We start from the raw sequence: 18,282 nt of genomic DNA, 5'->3' as shown, positions 1-18,282 counted from the left end.
CGCACCTGTCGCATGTCCTTCGAGTTGCTTGCTACCGATGGCAAGGCTCGTCGCGGTCGTCTGACCTTCCCCCGCGGTACGGTGGAAACCCCCGCGTTCATGCCGGTGGGCACGTACGGCACGGTCAAGGGCATGTTGCCTCGGGATATTGTGGCCACGGGCGCGGAGATCATCCTCGGCAACACTTTCCACCTGTGGCTGCGCCCGGGCATGGAAGTGATCAAGGCCCACGGTGACTTGCACGATTTCATGCAGTGGAAAGGTCCGATTCTGACCGACTCCGGCGGTTTCCAGGTGTTCAGCCTGGGGGCGATGCGCAAGATCAAGGAGGAGGGTGTGACCTTCGCTTCTCCGGTGGATGGCGCCAAGGTGTTCATGGGGCCGGAAGAGTCGATGCAGGTCCAGCGCGACCTGGGCTCGGACATCGTGATGATCTTCGACGAATGCACGCCGTACCCGGCCGATGAAGATGTGGCGCGGGTGTCCATGGAGCTGTCGTTGCGCTGGGCCCAGCGCTCCAAGAACGCCCATGGCGAGAACACGGCGGCGCTGTTCGGTATTGTCCAGGGCGGTATGCACCAGGATTTGCGCATGCGCTCGCTCGAAGGCCTCGACAAGATCGGCTTCGACGGCCTGGCCATCGGCGGTCTGTCGGTGGGCGAACCCAAGCATGAAATGATCAAGGTGCTCGATTACCTGCCGGGTCAGATGCCGGCTGACAAACCTCGTTACCTTATGGGCGTTGGCAAACCGGAAGATCTGGTTGAGGGTGTGCGCCGCGGTGTGGACATGTTCGATTGCGTGATGCCAACCCGTAATGCCCGCAATGGGCATCTGTTCATTGATACAGGCGTGCTGAAGATCCGTAACGCGTTCCATCGCCATGATGAATCGCCGCTGGATCCGACCTGCGATTGCTACACCTGCCAGAACTTCTCCCGTGCTTATCTGCACCATTTGGACAAGTGCGGCGAAATGCTGGGTAGCATGTTGAATACCATCCACAATTTGCGCCATTACCAGGTGCTTATGGCTGGTTTGCGCGAGGCTATTCAACAGGGTACATTGGCCGCCTTTGTCGATGCCTTCTATGCCAAGCGCGGGTTGCCTGTTCCGCCCTTGGACTGAGTTTTCCGATCCTAAGATTCAATACTTGCAACTGGAGTGCTAAATGAGCTTTTTTATCTCTAATGCCATGGCTGATGCCGCTGCCCCTGCAGCAGCGCCAATGGGTGGCGGTTTCGAGTGGATTTTCCTGGTTGGCTTTCTGGTCATCTTCTACCTGATGATCTGGCGTCCACAGGCCAAGCGTGCCAAAGAGCAGAAGAACCTGCTCAGCAGCCTGCAAAAGGGCGATGAAGTGGTCACCACCGGCGGCATCGCTGGCAAGATCACCAAAGTGGCCGATGACTTCGTGGTACTGGAAGTGTCCGACACCGTTGAAATGAAATTCCAGAAGGGCGCCATCGCGGCCACGCTGCCAAAAGGCACGCTGAAAGCGATCTAAGTAACAACTTCTATTCAATCGACGGGGCGCGCAAGGCGCCCCGCGTCATAAGCGGGCGGCGTGATGCTGAACAAATACCCTCTGTGGAAATATTTACTGATCCTGGCGGTGCTGGCGGTCGGTCTGATTTATTCCGCTCCCAATCTTTATCCTGATGACCCGGCCATTCAGGTCAGTGGCGCAAGCACTGCCTTGCAGGTCACTCAGGCCGATCTGGACCGTGCGAGCGCTGCGCTCAAGGCCTCCGGTATCGACGTGAAGGCCGCGACCATTGCCGAAGGCGGCAAGGGCGGTTTGTTGCGTCTGCTCAAGGCTGAAGACCAGCTGCCGGCCAAGGACGTGGTGCGCAAGGCCCTCGGTGACGACTATGTCGTGGCCCTGAACCTGGCCCAGACCACCCCGCAATGGCTGCGCAACCTCGGCGCGCATCCGATGAAGCTGGGTCTGGACTTGTCCGGTGGTGTGCACTTCCTGCTGGAAGTGGACATGGATAAAGCGCTGGATGCACGCTTGAAAGTCTACGAAGGCGACGTCAAGAGCCTGTTGCGTAAAGAGCGTCTGCGCTATCGCAGCCTGCCGCAGCTCGACGGTGCCATTCAGCTGGGTTTCACTGACGAAGATGTACGCGAGAAGGCCCGTGCGCTGATCCGCAAGAACTTCAACGATTTCGACATTGTGCCAGCCGACCTCAATGGTCAGCCGGTGCTGCGTCTGGCGATGACCCCGGCCAAGCTGGCGGAAATCCGCGAATACTCCATCAAGCAGAACTTGACCACGGTGCGTAACCGGGTCAACGAGCTGGGTGTGGCCGAGCCGATCGTGCAGCGCCAGGGCGCCAACCGCATCGTGGTTGAGCTGCCGGGCGTGCAGGACACTGCCGAAGCCAAGCGTATCCTCGGCAAGACCGCCAACCTGGAATTCCGTCTCGCGGCCGAACCGGGTGCTTCCCGCGCTACCACCGAGAGCTTCGAGTTCCGTGAAGGCGGTCGTCCGGCGGCGCAGATCGAGCGCGGCCTGATCATCACTGGTGACCAGGTGACCGACGCCCAGGCGGGCTTCGACGAGCAGGGTCGCCCACAGGTGAACATTCGCCTGGACGGCCACGGCGGCGAACTGATGAGCCGCGCCACGCGCAGCAACGTCGGTCGCAGCATGGCGGTGATCTTCATCGAGCAGAAGCCGACCACTACTTACACCAAGCAAGTGGTCAACGGCGTCGAGAAAGACGTACCGGTCCAGACGTTCAAGGAAGAGAAAAAGATCATCAGCCTGGCGACCATCCAGTCGCCACTGGGCAGCCAGTTCCGCATCACCGGCCTCAACGGCCAGGGTGAATCCTCGGAACTGGCCCTGCTGCTGCGTGCCGGTGGTCTGGCTGCGCCGATGTACTTCGCTGAAGAGCGCACCATTGGCCCGAGCCTGGGTGCCGACAACATTGCCAAGGGTGTCGATGCATCGCTGTGGGGCATGCTGTTTGTCTCGCTGTTCATCATCGCCATCTACCGCTTCTTCGGCCTGATCGCCACGGTTGCGCTGGCGGTGAACATGGTGCTGCTGCTGGCGCTGATGTCGCTGCTGGGGGCTACGCTGACCCTGCCGGGTATTGCCGGTATCGTGTTGACCATGGGTATGGCGGTGGACGCCAACGTGCTGATCTTCTCGCGGATTCGTGAAGAGATCGCCGCGGGCATGTCGGTCCAGCGGGCAATCAACGAAGGCTTCGGCCGGGCATTTACTGCGATTATCGATGCCAACCTGACCACCTTGCTGGTGGGCGGGATTCTCTTCGCCATGGGCACCGGCCCGGTGAAGGGCTTCGCAGTGACCATGTCCCTCGGGATCTTTACCTCGATGTTCACAGCCATTCTGGTGACCCGTGCAATGGTCAACCTGATTTATGGTGGCCGTGACTTCAAGAAGTTGTGGATTTAAGGGGCTGCCATGTTACGTACAATCAACTTCATGGGCGTTCGCAACGTTGCGTTCGGCGTCACTGTATTGCTTACCTTGCTGGCGTTGTTCAGCTGGTTCAGCAAGGGCTTGAACTACGGCCTGGATTTCACCGGCGGTACGCTGATCGAGCTGACCTACGAGCGTCCGGCCGATGTCACCAAGGTGCGCGAGCAACTGATGACCTCGGGTTACACCGACGCTGTGGTGCAGAGCTTTGGCGCGACCACCGACCTGCTGGTGCGGATGCCGGGTGAAGACCCGCAGCTGGGTCAGCAAGTGGCCGAGGCCTTGCAGAAGGCCGGTGGCGACAACCCGGCGCAGGTCAAGCGTGTCGAGTATGTCGGCCCGCAAGTGGGTGAAGAGCTGCGCGACCAGGGCGGCCTCGGCATGCTGATGGCGCTGGGCGGGATCCTGCTGTACCTGGCTTTCCGCTTTCAGTGGAAGTTCGCGGTGGGCGCGATTGTCTCGCTGATCCACGACGTGATCGTCACTGTGGGCATCCTGTCGTTCTTCCAGATCACCTTCGATTTGACGGTGTTGGCGGCGGTGCTGGCGATCATCGGTTACTCGCTCAACGACACCATCGTGGTGTTCGACCGGGTGCGTGAAAACTTCCGTGTGCTGCGCAAGGCCTCGCTGATCGAGAACATCAACATTTCGACCACCCAGACCCTGCTGCGGACCATGGCGACGTCGATCTCCACGTTGCTGGCGATCGGTGCACTGCTGATTTTCGGTGGCGACAACCTGTTCGGCTTCTCCATTGCGCTGTTCATTGGTGTATTGGCGGGTACTTACTCGTCGATCTACATCGCCAACGTGGTGCTGATCTGGCTGAACCTGAGCACCGAGGATCTGATTCCTCCGGTGGCCACCGACACGGAAGTGGACGACCGACCGTAAGGTTTGGCTTCCGCCCGTCATGGCCTGAAAGGCGCGAGTTGAACTCGCGCCTTTTTTTGTGCTCCAAGGCTGGGAGAAGCGCGGATAAATCCGCATGTGATGGTCAGGAGGTTCAAGTGAACAAATCGATGCTGGTTGGTGCGGTATTGGGTGCTGTCGGTGTGACTGCCGGTGGTGCGGTAGCCACCTACAGCTTGGTCAAAAGCGGCCCTGAGTATGCGCAAGTATTGGCCGTGGACCCGGTTAAAACACAAATCAAGACCCCCCGTGAAGTGTGCAAGGACGTCACCGTGACCCGGCAGAAGCCGGTCCAGGATCAACACCAGATCGCCGGTACCGTATTGGGCGCAGTGGCCGGTGGCCTGTTGGGTAACCAGATCGGCGGCGGCACCGGCAAGAAAATCGCCACCGTGGCGGGTGCGGCCGGCGGCGGTTATGCCGGTAACAAGATTCAGGAAGGCATGCAGGAACGCGACACCTACACCACCACCCAAACTCGCTGCAACACGGTCAATGACATCAGCGACAAGGTTGTAGGTTATGACGTTCGCTACATGCTCGATGGCAAGGAAGGCAAAGTCCGCATGGACCGCGACCCGGGCAACCAGATCCCGGTGAACAAGGAAGGCCAACTGATCCTGGGTCAGAACGAACCGGCTCAGTGATCCAGCGGTTATGAAGAAGCACCCTTCGGGGTGCTTTTTTTACGCCCGCATTCTATGGCCCACCCCAAATTCCCTGTGGGAGCGAGCCTGCTCGCGATAGCGGTGGTTCAGCTTGCATCCATTGATCGTTCCCACGCTCTGCGTGGGAATGCCGCCAGGGACGCTCCGCGTTCCGCTTCTAGAGGTGACGCAGAGCGTCACCGGATGCATTCCCACGCAGAGCGTGGGAACGATCAGTGAGCGGTGTGAGACAGGCATAAAAAAAGCACCCCGAAAGGTGCTTTTTCTGTAGCCGAGCTGCTTAGCGCTTCAACGAAGCCGGCAGGTGTGGCTGGATGGCCGTCAGCACAGCCTTGAAGCATTTGGTGTTGCCGGCAACGATGTGGCCTTTTTCAAGGAAGTCGTGGCCGCCGGTGAAGTCGCTCACCAAACCACCGGCTTCCTGGATCAGCAGGGCGCCTGCTGCCATGTCCCATTCGGACAGGCCCGACTCCCAGAATGCATCGAAACGACCGGCGGCGACATATGCCAGGTCCAGGCTCGCGGCGCCCGCGCGGCGGATGCCGGCGGTCTGGCCGACCAGGGCGCGGAACATGCCCAGGTAGTTGTCCAGGTTGTCCATCTGGTCATCGCGGAACGGGAAGCCGGTGCCCAGCAGGGCGCCGTCCAGGCTGGTGCGACCGCTGACGCGCAGGCGACGACCGTTCAACTGGGCGCCACGGCCACGGCTGGCGGTGAATTCTTCCTGGCGAACCGGGTCCAGCACGACGGCGTGTTCCAGGCGACCACGGTATTTGCAGGCGATGCTGACAGCGAAATGAGGAATGCCGCGCAGGAAGTTGGTGGTGCCGTCCAGCGGATCGATGATCCACAGGTACTCTTCGCCTTCGATGCCGGTGCCGGCGTGCATGCCGGTCTCTTCACCCAGGATCGAGTGGTTCGGGTAAGCCTTGCGCAGTGCGTCGACGATTTTCTGTTCGGCGGCGCGATCAACCTCGGACACGTAGTCCTTGGCGTCTTTTTCATCGACCTTGATGGTATCCAGGCGCTCGATGGAGCGGAAGATCAGTTCACTGGCGCTGCGGGCGGCGCGCAGCGCGATATTCAGCATGGGCTGCATGGATGTGTCACCTAAGGTTGTTAAAGAAAGCCGCGCATTCTATCAGAAAGTTTTCCCAGGAGAAGGTTGGTGTTCGCTTTCATAGCTTAACGGTAGGTGCTTAGGTAAGATTTGCTCCCTTTATCGTGTTCGAGAGCGCCTCCCTTGTTGCAGAACATTCGTGTCGTCCTGGTCAATACCAGCCATCCGGGAAATATCGGCGGGGCTGCGCGGGCCATGAAGAACATGGGCCTGTCGCGGCTGGTGCTGGTCGAGCCACGCTCGTTTCCCCATCACGAAGCCGACGCCCGGGCTTCCGGCGCCGGTGACATCCTGGCAGCCGCCCAAGTGGTCGCCACCCTGGAAGACGCCCTGGTGGGCTGCAACCTGGTGCTCGGCACCAGCGCCCGCGACCGCCGTATCCCCTGGCCGCTGCTCGACCCCCGCGAATGCGGAACGAAAGTGGTCGAGGAAGCCGGGCAGGGCGCTGAGATCGCTCTTGTGTTTGGCCGTGAAGATTCCGGCCTGACTAACGAAGAGCTGCAGCGATGTCACTTTCACGTGCATATCCCTTCCGACCCGCAGTTCAGTTCCCTGAACCTCGGGGCGGCGGTGCAGGTGTTGAGTTATGAAGTGCGCATGGCCTGGCTGGCAGCCGAAGGCAAGCCCAGCAAGGTGGAAAAATTCGAGGCCACGTCGCCGCGCAGTGAGACACTGGCGACCATGGACGAGCTGGAGCGGCTCTATGAACACCTGGAGCAGACCCTGGTGGACATCGAGTTTCTCGACCCGGACAAGCCCCGGCACTTGATGGCGCGCCTGCGTCGGTTGTACGGACGAAGCTCGGTCAGCCGGGCGGAGATGAATATATTGCGCGGCATCCTCACGGAAACCCAGAAAGCGGCCCGTGGCGAGCTGATTAAGCGGAAGGAATAAAGATGTTCGATCGTTTGCGTGAAGATATCCAAAGCGTTTTCCATCGTGACCCGGCGGCGCGCAATGCCTTTGAAGTGCTGACCTGCTACCCGGGCATGCACGCCATCTGGATCCATCGCCTGTCGAGTGCCTTGTGGGGCATGGGCTGGAAGTGGTTGGCTCGAGTTGTCTCCAACTTCGGACGCTGGCTGACCGGAATCGAGATCCACCCGGGCGCCAAGGTCGGTCGGCGGTTCTTCATCGACCACGGCATGGGCATTGTCATTGGTGAAACCGCCGAGATCGGCGATGACGTGACGCTCTACCAGGGCGTTACCCTCGGCGGCACCAGCTGGAACAAAGGCAAGCGCCACCCGACGCTGGAAGACGGCGTGGTGGTCGGTGCCGGCGCCAAGGTGCTCGGGCCGTTCACGGTGGGAGCGGGGGCGAAAGTCGGCTCCAATGCGGTGGTGACCAAGGCTGTGCCGGCCGGAGCAACCGTGGTGGGCATTCCGGGGCGGATCATCGTCAAGACCGATGACGAGCAGGACGCCCGCCGCAAGGCCATGGCCGAGAAGATCGGCTTCGATGCCTACGGTGTTGGCGAAGACATGCCCGACCCGGTCGCCCGTGCCATCAATCAACTGCTCGATCACCTGCAGGCCGTCGATGGGCGCCTGGAGGGCATGTGCGGCGCCCTGAAGGACCTGGGCAGTAATTACTGCGCCAAGGACCTGCCTGAACTGCGCGAGGAAGATTTTGCGTGTGTGAAGGACAAGGATGAAAGCGAGGCCAGCTGAAACCCTGCTGGCCTCATCGCGAGCAGGCTCGCTCCCACAGGGGATTTGCAATGGCCACAAAATCGAAGGCCGCCGCAGATCCAATGTGGGAGCGAGCTTGCTCGCGATGAACGATAACGCGGTATCACTGGTCGCCGCCGACCAGCCTTTGCTATGATGCGCGCGCTCTTTTGCGGGTAAACCTGAGTAAAGCACTAGGTCTTATACTTGACTTAAATACTCGGGAATTGCATACTCGCCCCATTCCGAACTCCGTGGTAATTGTCCATGCGACTGACTACAAAAGGCCGATACGCCGTGACCGCGATGCTGGATTTGGCATTGCATGCGCAGCACGGGCCGGTGTCCCTGGCCGATATCTCCGAGCGCCAGGGCATTTCCCTGTCTTACCTTGAACAGCTGTTCGCCAAGCTGCGCCGCAGTAACCTGGTTTCCAGTGTGCGCGGCCCCGGCGGCGGTTATCAGCTGTCACGCGACATGCAGGGCATCCAGGTTGCCCAGGTGATCGACGCGGTGAACGAATCGGTCGATGCGACCAAATGCCAGGGCCTTGGCGACTGCCATGGCGGCGATACTTGCCTGACCCACCACTTGTGGTGCGACCTGAGCCTGCAGATCCACGAATTTCTTAGCGGTATCAGCTTGGCTGACCTTGTAACTCGTCGTGAGGTGCAGGAAGTAGCCCAGCGTCAGGACCAGCGTCGTTGCAATGGCAAGACGCCGCACCTGGACAAGATTGAAGCGTCCGCCGTCGAATGACCGCCGCAGAGCAAGCGGAACGCCAGCCAGCCTGATTTAGGAGAAAGTCCATGAAATTGCCGATTTACCTTGATTACTCTGCGACCACCCCGGTTGATCCGCGTGTCGCGCAAAAGATGAGTGAATGCCTGCTGGTCGACGGAAACTTCGGTAACCCGGCGTCCCGCTCCCACGTGTTCGGCTGGAAAGCTGAAGAGTCGGTCGAAAACGCCCGCCGCCAGGTCGCTGACCTGGTCAATGCCGACCCGCGTGAAATCGTCTGGACCTCTGGTGCTACTGAGTCCGACAACCTGGCAATCAAGGGTGTCGCGCACTTCTATCACACCAAGGGCAAGCACCTGATCACCTCCAAGATCGAGCACAAGGCTGTCCTGGACACCATGCGCCAACTGGAGCGTGAAGGCTTCGAAGTCACCTACATCGAGCCAGGTGAAGACGGCATCATCACTCCGGCCATGGTGGAAGCCGCACTGCGGGACGACACCATCCTGGTTTCGATCATGCATGTGAACAACGAAATCGGCACCGTCAACGACATCGAGGCCATCGGCGAGCTGACCCGCTCCAAGGGCGTCCTGTTCCACGTCGACGCGGCTCAGTCCACCGGCAAGGTCGACATCGACCTGTCGAAGCTCAAAGTCGACCTGATGTCGTTCTCCGCCCACAAGACCTACGGCCCTAAAGGCATCGGCGCGCTGTACGTGAGCCGCAAGCCGCGTGTTCGCCTCGAAGCGACCATGCACGGCGGCGGTCACGAGCGTGGCATGCGTTCCGGCACCCTGGCGACCCACCAGATCGTCGGCATGGGCGAAGCCTTCCGTGTGGCCAAGGAAGACATGGCCGCCGAGAACGTACGCATCAAGGCCCTGAGCGACCGCTTCTTCAAGCAGGTCGAGCACCTCGAGGAGCTTTACGTCAACGGCAGCATGATCGCCCGCGTACCGCACAACCTGAACCTGAGCTTCAACTACGTTGAAGGCGAGTCGCTGATCATGGCGCTCAAGGATCTGGCCGTGTCGTCCGGTTCGGCATGCACCTCGGCGTCCCTCGAGCCTTCGTACGTACTGCGCGCCCTGGGCCGCAACGACGAACTGGCTCACAGCTCGATCCGCTTCACCTTCGGCCGCTTCACCACCGAAGAAGAAATCGATTACGCCGCGCAGAAAGTCTGCGAGGCCGTTACCAAGCTGCGTGCTCTTTCGCCGCTGTGGGACATGTACAAAGACGGCGTCGACATCTCGAAAATCGAGTGGGCGGCGCACTGAAGAAGTCGCCACCAGAGCGGCTCACTGATGAGGATTGAAGCAAATGGCATATAGCGAAAAGGTCATCGACCACTACGAAAACCCGCGCAACGTCGGCAAGATGGACGCGCAGGATCCTGATGTTGGCACCGGCATGGTCGGCGCCCCAGCGTGCGGCGACGTCATGCGTCTGCAGATCAAGGTCAACGAGCAAGGCATCATCGAAGACGCCAAGTTCAAGACCTACGGCTGCGGTTCGGCCATTGCGTCCAGCTCCCTGGCCACCGAGTGGATGAAGGGCAAGACCCTTGATGAGGCTGAAACCATCAAGAACACTCAGCTGGCCGAAGAACTGGCCCTGCCGCCAGTGAAGATCCACTGCTCGGTACTCGCCGAGGACGCCATCAAGGCTGCCGTTCGCGATTACAAGCAGAAGAAAGGCTTGATCTGATCCGCGCACAGGTAAGGAGTTTTCATGGCTATCCAGATGACAGAAGCGGCAGCTAAGCATGTGCAGCGCTCTCTTGAGGGGCGCGGCAAGGGCGAGGGTATCCGCCTGGGTGTTCGCACCACGGGCTGCTCTGGTCTTGCCTACGTGCTCGAATTCGTCGACGAAGTGGGCGAAGACGATCAGGTGTTCGAGAGTCATGGTCAGAAAGTGATCATCGACCCGAAAAGCCTGACGTACCTGGACGGCACTGAGCTGGATTTCGTCAAGGAAGGGTTGAACGAAGGCTTCAAGTTCAACAACCCCAACGTGCGCGGTGAATGTGGCTGCGGCGAAAGCTTCAACATCTGAGGCGGCTTGTGGGTACTCCTTGTCATTTTGCTTTGTTCCAGTTGCAGCCGGGCTTTTCCCTGGATATCGAGCAGTTGTCCGCTCGTTATCTGGAGCTGGCCCGCGGTGTCCATCCCGACCGCTTCGCTGATGCCTCGGAGGCAGAGCAGCGGCGCGCGCTGGAACGGTCGGCGAACCTCAACGACGCTTACCAGACGCTCAAGAACCCGGCCAAGCGCGCGCGTTATCTGCTGGCCATCAGTGGTCATGAGTTGCCTCTGGAAGTCACCGTGCATGATCCCGAGTTTCTGTTGCAGCAGATGCAGTGGCGCGAAGAACTCGAAGATCTGCAGGACAGCGCCGATCTGGCCGGTGTCGCGGTGTTCAAGCGCCGCTTGAAGGACGCCCAGCACACCTTGAATGAAAGCTTCGCAGCCTGTTGGGACGATGCCGCGCAACGCGAACAGGCCGAACGCCTGATGCGGCGCATGCAGTTCCTCGACAAGCTCACCTACGAAGTGCGCCAGCTTGAAGAGCGCCTCGACGATTAACCCAGTGCCGCTCCGGTCGCACGCCTGATTACAGATAAGTCCTGATTACGATGGCCCTACTGCAGATCGCCGAACCCGGCCAAAGTCCACAACCGCACCAGCGTCGCCTGGCTGTGGGAATTGACTTGGGTACTACCAATTCCCTGGTCGCTGCGTTGCGCAGCGGTCTTTCCGAACCGCTGGCCGATGAGCAGGGGCAAGTGATCCTGCCGTCCGCCGTGCGCTATCACGCCGATCATGTGGAAGTGGGCGAGTCAGCCAAGCTGGCCGCCGCGACCGATCCGTTCAATACCATTGTGTCGGTCAAGCGCCTGATGGGGCGTGGTCTGTCCGACGTCAAGCAATTGGGTGATCAGCTGCCGTACCGTTTCGTCGACGGCGAATCCCACATGCCGTTCATTGAAACGGTGCAGGGCCCGAAAAGCCCGGTGGAAGTTTCCGCTGACATTCTCAAGGTGCTGCGCCAGCGCGCCGAAGCGGCATTGGGCGGCGAATTGGTCGGTGCGGTCATCACTGTCCCGGCCTATTTCGACGACGCCCAGCGTCAAGCCACCAAGGACGCGGCCAAGCTGGCCGGTCTGAACGTGCTGCGCCTGCTCAACGAGCCGACCGCCGCTGCGGTGGCCTACGGTCTGGACCAGCACGCCGAAGGCCTCGTCGCGATCTATGACTTAGGCGGCGGCACCTTTGATATCTCCATTCTGCGCCTGACCGGCGGTGTATTCGAAGTCCTGGCCACCGGCGGCGACAGCGCCCTGGGCGGCGATGACTTCGATCACGCCATCGCCGGCTGGATCATCGAGCAAGCGGGCCTGTCCGCCGACCTTGATCCGGGCGCGCAACGTCACCTGCTGCAAACGGCCTGCGCCGCCAAGGAAGCCCTGACCGACGCTGCAAGTGTCGAAGTGGCGTACGGCGACTGGAAGGCTGCACTGAGCCGTGAGGCCTTTGATGCGCTGATCGAGCCCATGGTTGCCCGCAGCCTCAAGGCTTGCCGCCGCGCCGTGCGTGATTCCGGCGTGGAGCTCGAAGACGTCAAGGCCGTGGTCATGGTTGGTGGTTCGACCCGTGTGCCTCGGGTTCGCGAAGCCGTTGCCGAGGCCTTTGGCCGCCAGCCGCTGACTGAAATCGACCCGGACCAGGTGGTTGCCATCGGCGCCGCGATCCAGGCCGATACACTGGCCGGCAACAAGCGCGACGGCGGCGAGCTGCTGTTGCTCGACGTGATTCCATTGTCCCTGGGGCTGGAAACCATGGGCGGCCTGATGGAGAAGGTGATTCCGCGCAACACCACCATCCCCGTTGCCCGCGCCCAGGACTTCACCACTTATAAAGACGGCCAGTCGGCCATGATGATTCATGTGCTGCAAGGCGAGCGTGAACTGATCAGCGACTGCCGTTCCCTGGCCCGCTTCGAATTGCGCGGCATCCCGGCGATGGTGGCCGGTGCGGCGAAGATCCGCGTGACCTTCCAGGTCGACGCCGACGGTTTGCTCAATGTTTCCGCCCGCGAGCTGGGTTCGGGCGTCGAGGCGAGCATCCAGGTCAAGCCGTCCTACGGCCTGACCGACGGCGAAATCGCCAAAATGCTCAAGGATTCGTTCCAGCATGCCAGCGACGACAAGGTCGCCCGGGTATTGCGCGAGCAACAGGTCGACGGCCAGCGTCTGGTCGAAGCCGTGCAGGCCGCTCTTGAGGCCGATGGCGACCGTCTGCTGGACGCCGAGGAACGCATGGTGATCGAGCTGCAAATGCAGGAATTGTCTGAATTGATTAAAGGCACCGATGGTTATGCCATCGAGCAGCAGACCAAGCGTCTGTCGCAAGTCACCGATGCCTTTGCTGCCCGCCGCCTGGACTCGACGGTCAAAGCCGCCCTGGCGGGGCGCAACCTGAATGAAATTGAGGAATAACTGATGCCGCAGGTGATTTTTCTGCCCCACGAGAAGTTCTGTCCCGAGGGCATGGTCGTGGAGTGTGAGCCCGGAATTTCCATTCTCGAGCTGGCCCATGAGCACCATATCGAGATGGAAAGTGCCTGTGGCGGCGTCTGTGCCTGCACGACTTGCCATTGCATTATTCGCGAGGGCTTCGATTCGCTCGAAGAGGCAGACGAGCTGGAAGAGGATTTCCTCGATCGGGCCTGGGGCCTGGAAGCGCAATCGCGCCTGGGCTGTCAGGCAATTGTCGGTACGGAAGACCTGACTGTCGAAATCCCAAGATACTCGCTTAACCACGCTGCCGAAGCGCCGCACTGATTCAAGGAGCTGTCATGGGCCTTAAATGGGTTGATGTACAAGAGATCGCTATCCTGTTGGCTGATGCTTATCCGGATACGGATCCCTATTCGGTAAACTTTGTGGCATTGCGTGACATGGTCATGGCTTTGCCGGGGTTTGACGACGATCGGGATCGCGGCGGTGAAAAGGTCCTTGAAGCGATCCAGACTGCCTGGAAAGAAGAGCAGGACTGAAGCTTCCCTTACGCAGTTAGGCAATACCCAAGAACCCGCGTATAATTCGCGGGTTTAATTTTTCGCAAATTACCGTTTCTGGAGTTACACCATGGCTGTTCAACGTACTTTCTCCATCATCAAGCCTGACGCCGTTGCTAAAAACGTGATCGGCAAGATCGTTACCCGCTTCGAAGACGCTGGCCTGCGCGTTGTAGCTTCGAAAATGAAGCAACTGTCCAAAGCCGAAGCCGAAGGCTTCTACGCTGAGCACAGCGAGCGCGGCTTCTTCGGTGAGCTGGTTGCCTTCATGACTTCCGGTCCGGTTGTCGTTCAGGTGCTGGAAGGCGAAAACGCCATTGCTCGCAACCGTGAGCTGATGGGCGCCACCAACCCTAAAGAAGCTGCTGCCGGCACCATCCGTGCTGACTTCGCTGAGTCGATCGACGCCAACGCCGTTCACGGTTCGGACTCCGAAGCCGCTGCTGCTCGCGAAATCGCTTACTTTTTCTCCGCTACTGAAGTAATCACTCGCTAAGCCCAGGCTTTTGAGTGAAGGTGAATCCATGACTACATCGAACGGCAAAACCAACCTGTTGGGCCTGACCCAGCCGGAAATGGAGAAATTCTTCGACTCGATCGGGGAGAAGCGTTTCCGTGCCGGCCAGGTGATGAAATGGATTCACCACTTTGGCGTCGACGACTTCGACGCCATGACGAATGTCAGCAAGGCCCTGCGCGAAAAGCTCAAGGCCGTTGCTGAAATTCGCGGTCCGGAAGTGGTCAGCGAGGACATCTCCAGCGACGGCACCCGTAAGTGGGTGGTGCGCGTGGCGTCCGGTAGCTGCGTCGAGACCGTCTACATTCCCCAGGGCAAACGCGGCACCTTGTGCGTTTCGTCCCAGGCAGGCTGTGCCCTGGATTGCAGTTTCTGCTCCACCGGCAAGCAAGGCTTCAATAGCAACCTCACCGCCGCCGAAGTGATCGGCCAGGTGTGGATTGCCAACAAATCCTTTGGCAGCGTCCCGGCGACCGTCGACCGTGCCATCACCAACGTGGTGATGATGGGCATGGGTGAGCCGCTGCTGAACTTCGACAACGTCATCGCTGCCATGCACCTGATGATGGATGACCTGGGTTATGGCATCTCCAAGCGCCGGGTGACCCTGTCCACCTCCGGCGTGGTGCCGATGATCGATGAGCTGGCCAAGCACATCGACGTCTCCCTGGCGTTGTCGCTGCACGCACCCAATGACGCATTGCGTAACCAATTGGTGCCGATCAACAAGAAATATCCGCTTAAGATGCTGCTGGAATCGTGTCAGCGCTACATGTCGTCCCTGGGCGAAAAACGCGTGCTGACCATTGAGTACACGCTGCTCAAGGACGTGAACGACAAGGTTGAACACGCGGTCGAGATGATCGAGCTGCTCAAGAACATCCCTTGCAAGATCAACCTGATCCCGTTCAACCCGTTCCCGCATTCCGGTTACGAGCGCCCGAGCAACAACGCGATTCGTCGCTTCCAGGACCAGCTTCATCACGCGGGCTTCAACGTCACCGTGCGTACCACCCGCGGCGAAGACATCGATGCCGCGTGTGGCCAATTGGTAGGACAGGTGCTGGATCGCACCCGTCGCAGTGAACGCTACATTGCCGTGCGTGAGTTGAACGCCGCCGACGATGTCGCGCAAAACGCTGCGAACAGTCACTAAGAGAGGAACTCTATGTCCCTGCGCTTCGCGCTGCTGTTGCTGTTGGCCGGTCTTTGCACCGGTTGTGTTCTGTCGGGTGACTACAACCCCATGAAAACCAGCAAGGGGCGCGACGAGGCGCGTGAAGCCTATGTGCAATTGGGCATAGGCTATCTGCAACAGGGCATGACCGAGCGGGCCAAGGTGCCGCTCAAGAAAGCCCTGGAGCTGGACGATTCAGATGCTGATGCCAACGCGGCCCTGGCGTTGGTATTCCAGGCCGAGATGGAACCTGAACTGGCCGACGCGCATTTTCGCAAGGCGCTCTCCGCCGTGCCGCAGGATGCGCGGATCCTGAACAACTACGGCAGCTTCCTTTTCGAGCAGAAGCGTTACAAAGAGGCCTACGAGCGCTTCGAGCAGGCGACCGCCGATACCCTTTACCCCGAGCGTTCGCGGGTGTTTGAAAACCTGGGCATGACGGCCTCGAAACTCGGCCAGCGTGATCTGGCTCGCCAGCAGCTTGAAAAAGCGCTGCGGCTCAACCGCCAGCAGCCACGGGCATTGCTGGAAATGGCTGAGTTGTCTTACGAAGACAGGCATTATGTGCCCGCGCGCGATTATTACGAACGTTTTAGCCTGCTGAGCGAGCAAAATGCACGTAGTCTATTGCTCGGTGTTCGGCTGGCCCACGTGTTCGAAGATCGTGACAAGGCCGCCAGTTTTGGCCTGCAACTAAAAAGACTCTATCCCGGTACGCCGGAATATCAGCAATACCTGTCGGAGCAATGATGAAAGCGGCGCATCCTGAAGTTGTAGCAGCGACTCGCGTAAATCCCGGTGAGACCCTGCGCCAAGCTCGCGAAAGCAATGGTTGGTCGCTGGCAGAGGTGGCCCTCAAGCTCAATCTCACCGTGGCTTCCCTGGGCAACCTGGAAGCCGGCGCGTTCGATAAATTGCCTGGGCATACTTTCGCTCGGGGCTACATCCGTGCCTACGCCAAATTGCTCGGCATGGACCAGACCGAACTGGTCCAGCAATTCGATCAATACACCGGTTCCGACGCCCAGGGCAGCAGTGTGCACAGCCTGGGCCGCATCGAAGAGCCGGTTCGCGTTTCCCACACCATTTTGCGAATCGTCAGTTTGTTGCTGTTGATCGCGGTGATTGGTGGCGGTTTCCTCTGGTGGCAGGACCAGGCCGCCTTGCGCGCCAAGGATCCCATCGCCATGAACCCTGAGCATGTCGAGGTCGAAGGCGCCGACGGCACCACCCGCATACATCCGCTGGATGAGCCGGAAGATCAGGCTGTGGTGGAAGGCCAGAGCGCAGGGGAGACCAACCTGGTGCTGCCTCAGGGGCAGGATGGCGCAGATCCGGCCGTCGGTGCTGAACCGAGTGTGCCGGCCGCTCCGGCAGACGCGCCTGCTGCACCCGCCACGCCAGCCCCGACCGCCAATGCGCCGGCTACTCAAGCGCCAGCTGTACCGAGCACACCAGCCCCTGTCGTCGAGACTCCGGCTGCGCCAGCCGCAGCGCCAGCAACTCCGACAGCCTCCACCACTGCGGTAGCGCCCGTCGCTCCCGCAGCCGGTCAAGGCCAGGTACAGATTCAATTTACCGCCGACTGCTGGACGCAGATCACCGATGGCACCGGCAAGGTGCTGTTCAGTGGCCTCAAGCGCAAGGGCGACAGCACTTCCGTCAACGGCACGCCGCCGTTTGCCGTGCGCCTGGGTTATGCCCGTGGCGCGCAGGTCAGCTACAACGGCCAACCGGTCGACGTGGCTCCGTTCACCAGTGGCGAGACCGCTCGCCTGAAGTTGGGTCAATAAGTCATGCACGGCGAATCTCCAATCAAACGTCGCGAATCGCGAAAGATCTGGGTCGGCAACGTTCCTGTTGGCGGCGATGCGCCCATCGCTGTGCAAAGCATGACCAACAGCGACACCAACGACGTGGCCGCCACCGTTGCGCAGATCAACCGACTGGAAGCCGCCGGTGTCGACATCGTGCGGGTTTCCGTGCCGGACATGGACGCCGCCGAGGCGTTCGGCAAAATCAAGCAGTTGGTCAAAGTGCCGCTGGTGGCCGACATTCACTTCGACTACCGCATCGCCCTGCGCGTGGCCGAGCTGGGTGTGGACTGCCTGCGCATCAACCCGGGCAACATCGGTCGCGAAGACCGCGTGCGTGCGGTGGTGGATGCCGCCCGCGACCGTGGTATTCCGATCCGCATCGGCGTCAACGCCGGTTCCCTGGAAAAAGACCTGCAAAAGAAATACGGCGAACCGACCCCGGCTGCACTGGTGGAGTCGGCCCTGCGCCATGTCGAGCACCTGGAGCGCCTGAACTTCCAGGACTTCAAGGTCAGCGTGAAGGCTTCCGACGTGTTCATGGCCGTCGAAGCCTATCGCTTGCTGGCCAAGGAAATCGTCCAGCCGCTGCACCTGGGCATCACCGAGGCCGGTGGGTTGCGTTCGGGCACGGTGAAATCCGCCGTCGGCCTCGGTATGCTGCTCGCCGAAGGAATTGGCGATACCATCCGCATCTCGTTGGCGGCCGATCCGGTGGAGGAAGTGAAAGTCGGCTACGACATTCTCAAGTCCCTGCACCTGCGTTCCCGTGGCATCAACTTCATCGCCTGCCCAAGCTGCTCGCGGCAGAACTTTGATGTGGTCAAGACCATGAACGAGCTGGAAGGGCGCCTGGAAGACCTGCTGGTGCCGCTGGATGTCGCGGTGATTGGTTGCGTGGTCAACGGGCCGGGTGAAGCCAAGGAGGCCCATATAGGCCTCACCGGCGGTACACCGAACCTGATTTACATCGACGGCAAGCCGTCGCAGAAACTGACGAATGACAATCTGGTGGATGAACTGGAACGGCTGATCCGCCAGAAAGCGGCCGAAAAGGTCGAAGCCGACGCTGCTGTAATCGCGCGTGGTTGAGTCGAACGAATTTA

Annotated in this window: 21 protein-coding genes; 20 read left to right on the top strand and 1 reads right to left on the bottom strand. The window is 60.3% G+C overall.

The genetic code is table 11. The annotated features are described in order from the left end of the window. The first annotated feature begins 12 nt into the window (after positions 1-12). The 5 genes from tgt (at position 13) to BW979_RS25580 (ending at position 5,028) form a co-directional block, all read left to right on the top strand. Positions 13-1,128 (top strand): tRNA guanosine(34) transglycosylase Tgt, encoded by a 1,116-nt coding sequence (tgt, locus tag BW979_RS25600; protein WP_160891620.1) that lies wholly within the window; start codon positions 13-15, stop codon positions 1,126-1,128. Positions 1,129-1,171: 43 nt separating this feature from the next. Continuing rightward, positions 1,172-1,507, top strand: a complete 336-nt coding sequence (yajC, locus tag BW979_RS25595) for a preprotein translocase subunit YajC (RefSeq protein ID WP_007956696.1) — start codon at positions 1,172-1,174, stop codon at positions 1,505-1,507. A gap of 63 nt (positions 1,508-1,570) precedes the next feature. Then, entirely contained in the window at positions 1,571-3,439 is a 1,869-nt protein-coding gene (gene secD, locus BW979_RS25590) for a protein translocase subunit SecD (RefSeq protein ID WP_047227464.1), read from the top strand. A gap of 9 nt (positions 3,440-3,448) precedes the next feature. Further along, positions 3,449-4,363: a protein translocase subunit SecF gene (gene secF / locus BW979_RS25585; RefSeq protein ID WP_047227465.1), complete on the top strand. Its 915-nt coding sequence runs from the start codon at positions 3,449-3,451 to the stop codon at positions 4,361-4,363. 116 nt (positions 4,364-4,479) lie between these two features. Further along, positions 4,480-5,028, top strand: a complete 549-nt coding sequence (locus tag BW979_RS25580) for a glycine zipper 2TM domain-containing protein (RefSeq protein WP_047227466.1) — start codon at positions 4,480-4,482, stop codon at positions 5,026-5,028. Between the two features lie 301 nt (positions 5,029-5,329). Here BW979_RS25580 and suhB read toward each other — a convergent pair whose 3' ends face one another. Continuing rightward, positions 5,330-6,148, bottom strand: a complete 819-nt coding sequence (gene suhB, locus BW979_RS25575) for a type III secretion system regulator SuhB (RefSeq protein WP_003185165.1) — start codon at positions 6,146-6,148, stop codon at positions 5,330-5,332. 144 nt (positions 6,149-6,292) lie between these two features. Between suhB and trmJ the strand changes: the two genes are divergently transcribed. The 15 genes from trmJ to ispG all read left to right on the top strand — a co-directional run bounded on the left by trmJ (position 6,293) and on the right by ispG (position 18,268). Then, entirely contained in the window at positions 6,293-7,063 is a 771-nt protein-coding gene (gene trmJ, locus BW979_RS25570) for a tRNA (cytosine(32)/uridine(32)-2'-O)-methyltransferase TrmJ (RefSeq protein ID WP_047227467.1), read from the top strand. A 2-nt stretch (positions 7,064-7,065) separates the two neighbouring features. Then, positions 7,066-7,842 carry a serine O-acetyltransferase gene (gene cysE, locus BW979_RS25565; protein ID WP_076386244.1) on the top strand — a complete coding sequence of 259 codons (777 nt, stop codon included), beginning with the start codon at positions 7,066-7,068 and terminating at the stop codon, positions 7,840-7,842. 267 nt (positions 7,843-8,109) lie between these two features. Then, a complete protein-coding gene (gene iscR / locus BW979_RS25560) occupies positions 8,110-8,601 on the top strand; it encodes a Fe-S cluster assembly transcriptional regulator IscR (protein ID WP_047227469.1) in 492 nt (163 codons plus the stop codon). Between the two features lie 50 nt (positions 8,602-8,651). Then, the gene (locus tag BW979_RS25555; protein WP_047227470.1) at positions 8,652-9,866 is read left to right on the top strand and encodes an IscS subfamily cysteine desulfurase; all 1,215 of its coding nucleotides are present in this window, start codon (positions 8,652-8,654) and stop codon (positions 9,864-9,866) included. 43 nt (positions 9,867-9,909) lie between these two features. After that, the gene (gene iscU / locus BW979_RS27365) at positions 9,910-10,296 is read left to right on the top strand and encodes a Fe-S cluster assembly scaffold IscU (RefSeq protein WP_003185157.1); all 387 of its coding nucleotides are present in this window, start codon (positions 9,910-9,912) and stop codon (positions 10,294-10,296) included. A 24-nt stretch (positions 10,297-10,320) separates the two neighbouring features. Further along, entirely contained in the window at positions 10,321-10,644 is a 324-nt protein-coding gene (gene iscA / locus BW979_RS27360) for an iron-sulfur cluster assembly protein IscA (protein ID WP_047227471.1), read from the top strand. 8 nt (positions 10,645-10,652) lie between these two features. After that, positions 10,653-11,174, top strand: coding sequence for a co-chaperone HscB (gene hscB / locus BW979_RS25545; RefSeq protein ID WP_076386242.1), 522 nt, complete (start codon positions 10,653-10,655; stop codon positions 11,172-11,174). A gap of 50 nt (positions 11,175-11,224) precedes the next feature. Beyond that, the gene (gene hscA, locus BW979_RS25540) at positions 11,225-13,087 is read left to right on the top strand and encodes a Fe-S protein assembly chaperone HscA (protein WP_047227473.1); all 1,863 of its coding nucleotides are present in this window, start codon (positions 11,225-11,227) and stop codon (positions 13,085-13,087) included. 3 nt (positions 13,088-13,090) lie between these two features. Beyond that, entirely contained in the window at positions 13,091-13,432 is a 342-nt protein-coding gene (gene fdx / locus BW979_RS25535; RefSeq protein ID WP_076386240.1) for an ISC system 2Fe-2S type ferredoxin, read from the top strand. A 14-nt stretch (positions 13,433-13,446) separates the two neighbouring features. After that, a complete protein-coding gene (gene iscX, locus BW979_RS25530) occupies positions 13,447-13,647 on the top strand; it encodes a Fe-S cluster assembly protein IscX (protein WP_076386238.1) in 201 nt (66 codons plus the stop codon). A 91-nt stretch (positions 13,648-13,738) separates the two neighbouring features. Further along, positions 13,739-14,164, top strand: coding sequence for a nucleoside-diphosphate kinase (ndk, locus tag BW979_RS25525; protein ID WP_076386236.1), 426 nt, complete (start codon positions 13,739-13,741; stop codon positions 14,162-14,164). Positions 14,165-14,192: 28 nt separating this feature from the next. Further along, positions 14,193-15,341 (top strand): 23S rRNA (adenine(2503)-C(2))-methyltransferase RlmN, encoded by a 1,149-nt coding sequence (gene rlmN, locus BW979_RS25520; RefSeq protein ID WP_047227475.1) that lies wholly within the window; start codon positions 14,193-14,195, stop codon positions 15,339-15,341. Between the two features lie 12 nt (positions 15,342-15,353). Further along, positions 15,354-16,112: a type IV pilus biogenesis/stability protein PilW gene (gene pilW, locus BW979_RS25515; RefSeq protein ID WP_047227476.1), complete on the top strand. Its 759-nt coding sequence runs from the start codon at positions 15,354-15,356 to the stop codon at positions 16,110-16,112. After that, entirely contained in the window at positions 16,112-17,155 is a 1,044-nt protein-coding gene (locus tag BW979_RS25510) for a RodZ domain-containing protein (protein WP_047227477.1), read from the top strand. Before pilW ends, BW979_RS25510 begins: the two co-directional genes overlap by 1 nt. Before the next feature lie 3 nt (positions 17,156-17,158). Further along, complete coding sequence (gene ispG, locus BW979_RS25505) at positions 17,159-18,268, top strand: flavodoxin-dependent (E)-4-hydroxy-3-methylbut-2-enyl-diphosphate synthase (RefSeq protein WP_003185136.1); 1,110 nt, start codon at positions 17,159-17,161, stop codon at positions 18,266-18,268. Positions 18,269-18,282: the final 14 nt, after the last annotated feature.

The sequence above is a fragment of the Pseudomonas sp. A214 genome (assembly GCF_900156295.1).
Classification (GTDB): Bacteria; Pseudomonadota; Gammaproteobacteria; order Pseudomonadales; family Pseudomonadaceae; genus Aquipseudomonas; species Aquipseudomonas rhizophila.
The sequence above is the reverse complement of the archived record's forward strand: the minus strand, read 5'-3'. Positions and strand labels throughout refer to the sequence as shown.

What these genes read in the sequence shown, in the direction of transcription:
- tgt (WP_160891620.1), top strand. Translation starts at nt 13, where the DNA reads ATGTCCTTCGAGTTGCTTGCTACCGATGGCAAGGCTCGTCGCGGTCGT.
- yajC (WP_007956696.1), top strand. Translation starts at nt 1,172, where the DNA reads ATGAGCTTTTTTATCTCTAATGCCATGGCTGATGCCGCTGCCCCTGCA.
- secD (WP_047227464.1), top strand. Translation starts at nt 1,571, where the DNA reads ATGCTGAACAAATACCCTCTGTGGAAATATTTACTGATCCTGGCGGTG.
- secF (WP_047227465.1), top strand. Translation starts at nt 3,449, where the DNA reads ATGTTACGTACAATCAACTTCATGGGCGTTCGCAACGTTGCGTTCGGC.
- suhB (WP_003185165.1), bottom strand. Translation starts at nt 6,148, where the DNA reads ATGCAGCCCATGCTGAATATCGCGCTGCGCGCCGCCCGCAGCGCCAGT.
- cysE (WP_076386244.1), top strand. Translation starts at nt 7,066, where the DNA reads ATGTTCGATCGTTTGCGTGAAGATATCCAAAGCGTTTTCCATCGTGAC.
- iscR (WP_047227469.1), top strand. Translation starts at nt 8,110, where the DNA reads ATGCGACTGACTACAAAAGGCCGATACGCCGTGACCGCGATGCTGGAT.
- BW979_RS25555 (WP_047227470.1), top strand. Translation starts at nt 8,652, where the DNA reads ATGAAATTGCCGATTTACCTTGATTACTCTGCGACCACCCCGGTTGAT.
- iscU (WP_003185157.1), top strand. Translation starts at nt 9,910, where the DNA reads ATGGCATATAGCGAAAAGGTCATCGACCACTACGAAAACCCGCGCAAC.
- iscA (WP_047227471.1), top strand. Translation starts at nt 10,321, where the DNA reads ATGGCTATCCAGATGACAGAAGCGGCAGCTAAGCATGTGCAGCGCTCT.
- hscA (WP_047227473.1), top strand. Translation starts at nt 11,225, where the DNA reads ATGGCCCTACTGCAGATCGCCGAACCCGGCCAAAGTCCACAACCGCAC.
- fdx (WP_076386240.1), top strand. Translation starts at nt 13,091, where the DNA reads ATGCCGCAGGTGATTTTTCTGCCCCACGAGAAGTTCTGTCCCGAGGGC.
- iscX (WP_076386238.1), top strand. Translation starts at nt 13,447, where the DNA reads ATGGGCCTTAAATGGGTTGATGTACAAGAGATCGCTATCCTGTTGGCT.
- ndk (WP_076386236.1), top strand. Translation starts at nt 13,739, where the DNA reads ATGGCTGTTCAACGTACTTTCTCCATCATCAAGCCTGACGCCGTTGCT.
- rlmN (WP_047227475.1), top strand. Translation starts at nt 14,193, where the DNA reads ATGACTACATCGAACGGCAAAACCAACCTGTTGGGCCTGACCCAGCCG.
- pilW (WP_047227476.1), top strand. Translation starts at nt 15,354, where the DNA reads ATGTCCCTGCGCTTCGCGCTGCTGTTGCTGTTGGCCGGTCTTTGCACC.
- BW979_RS25510 (WP_047227477.1), top strand. Translation starts at nt 16,112, where the DNA reads ATGAAAGCGGCGCATCCTGAAGTTGTAGCAGCGACTCGCGTAAATCCC.
- ispG (WP_003185136.1), top strand. Translation starts at nt 17,159, where the DNA reads ATGCACGGCGAATCTCCAATCAAACGTCGCGAATCGCGAAAGATCTGG.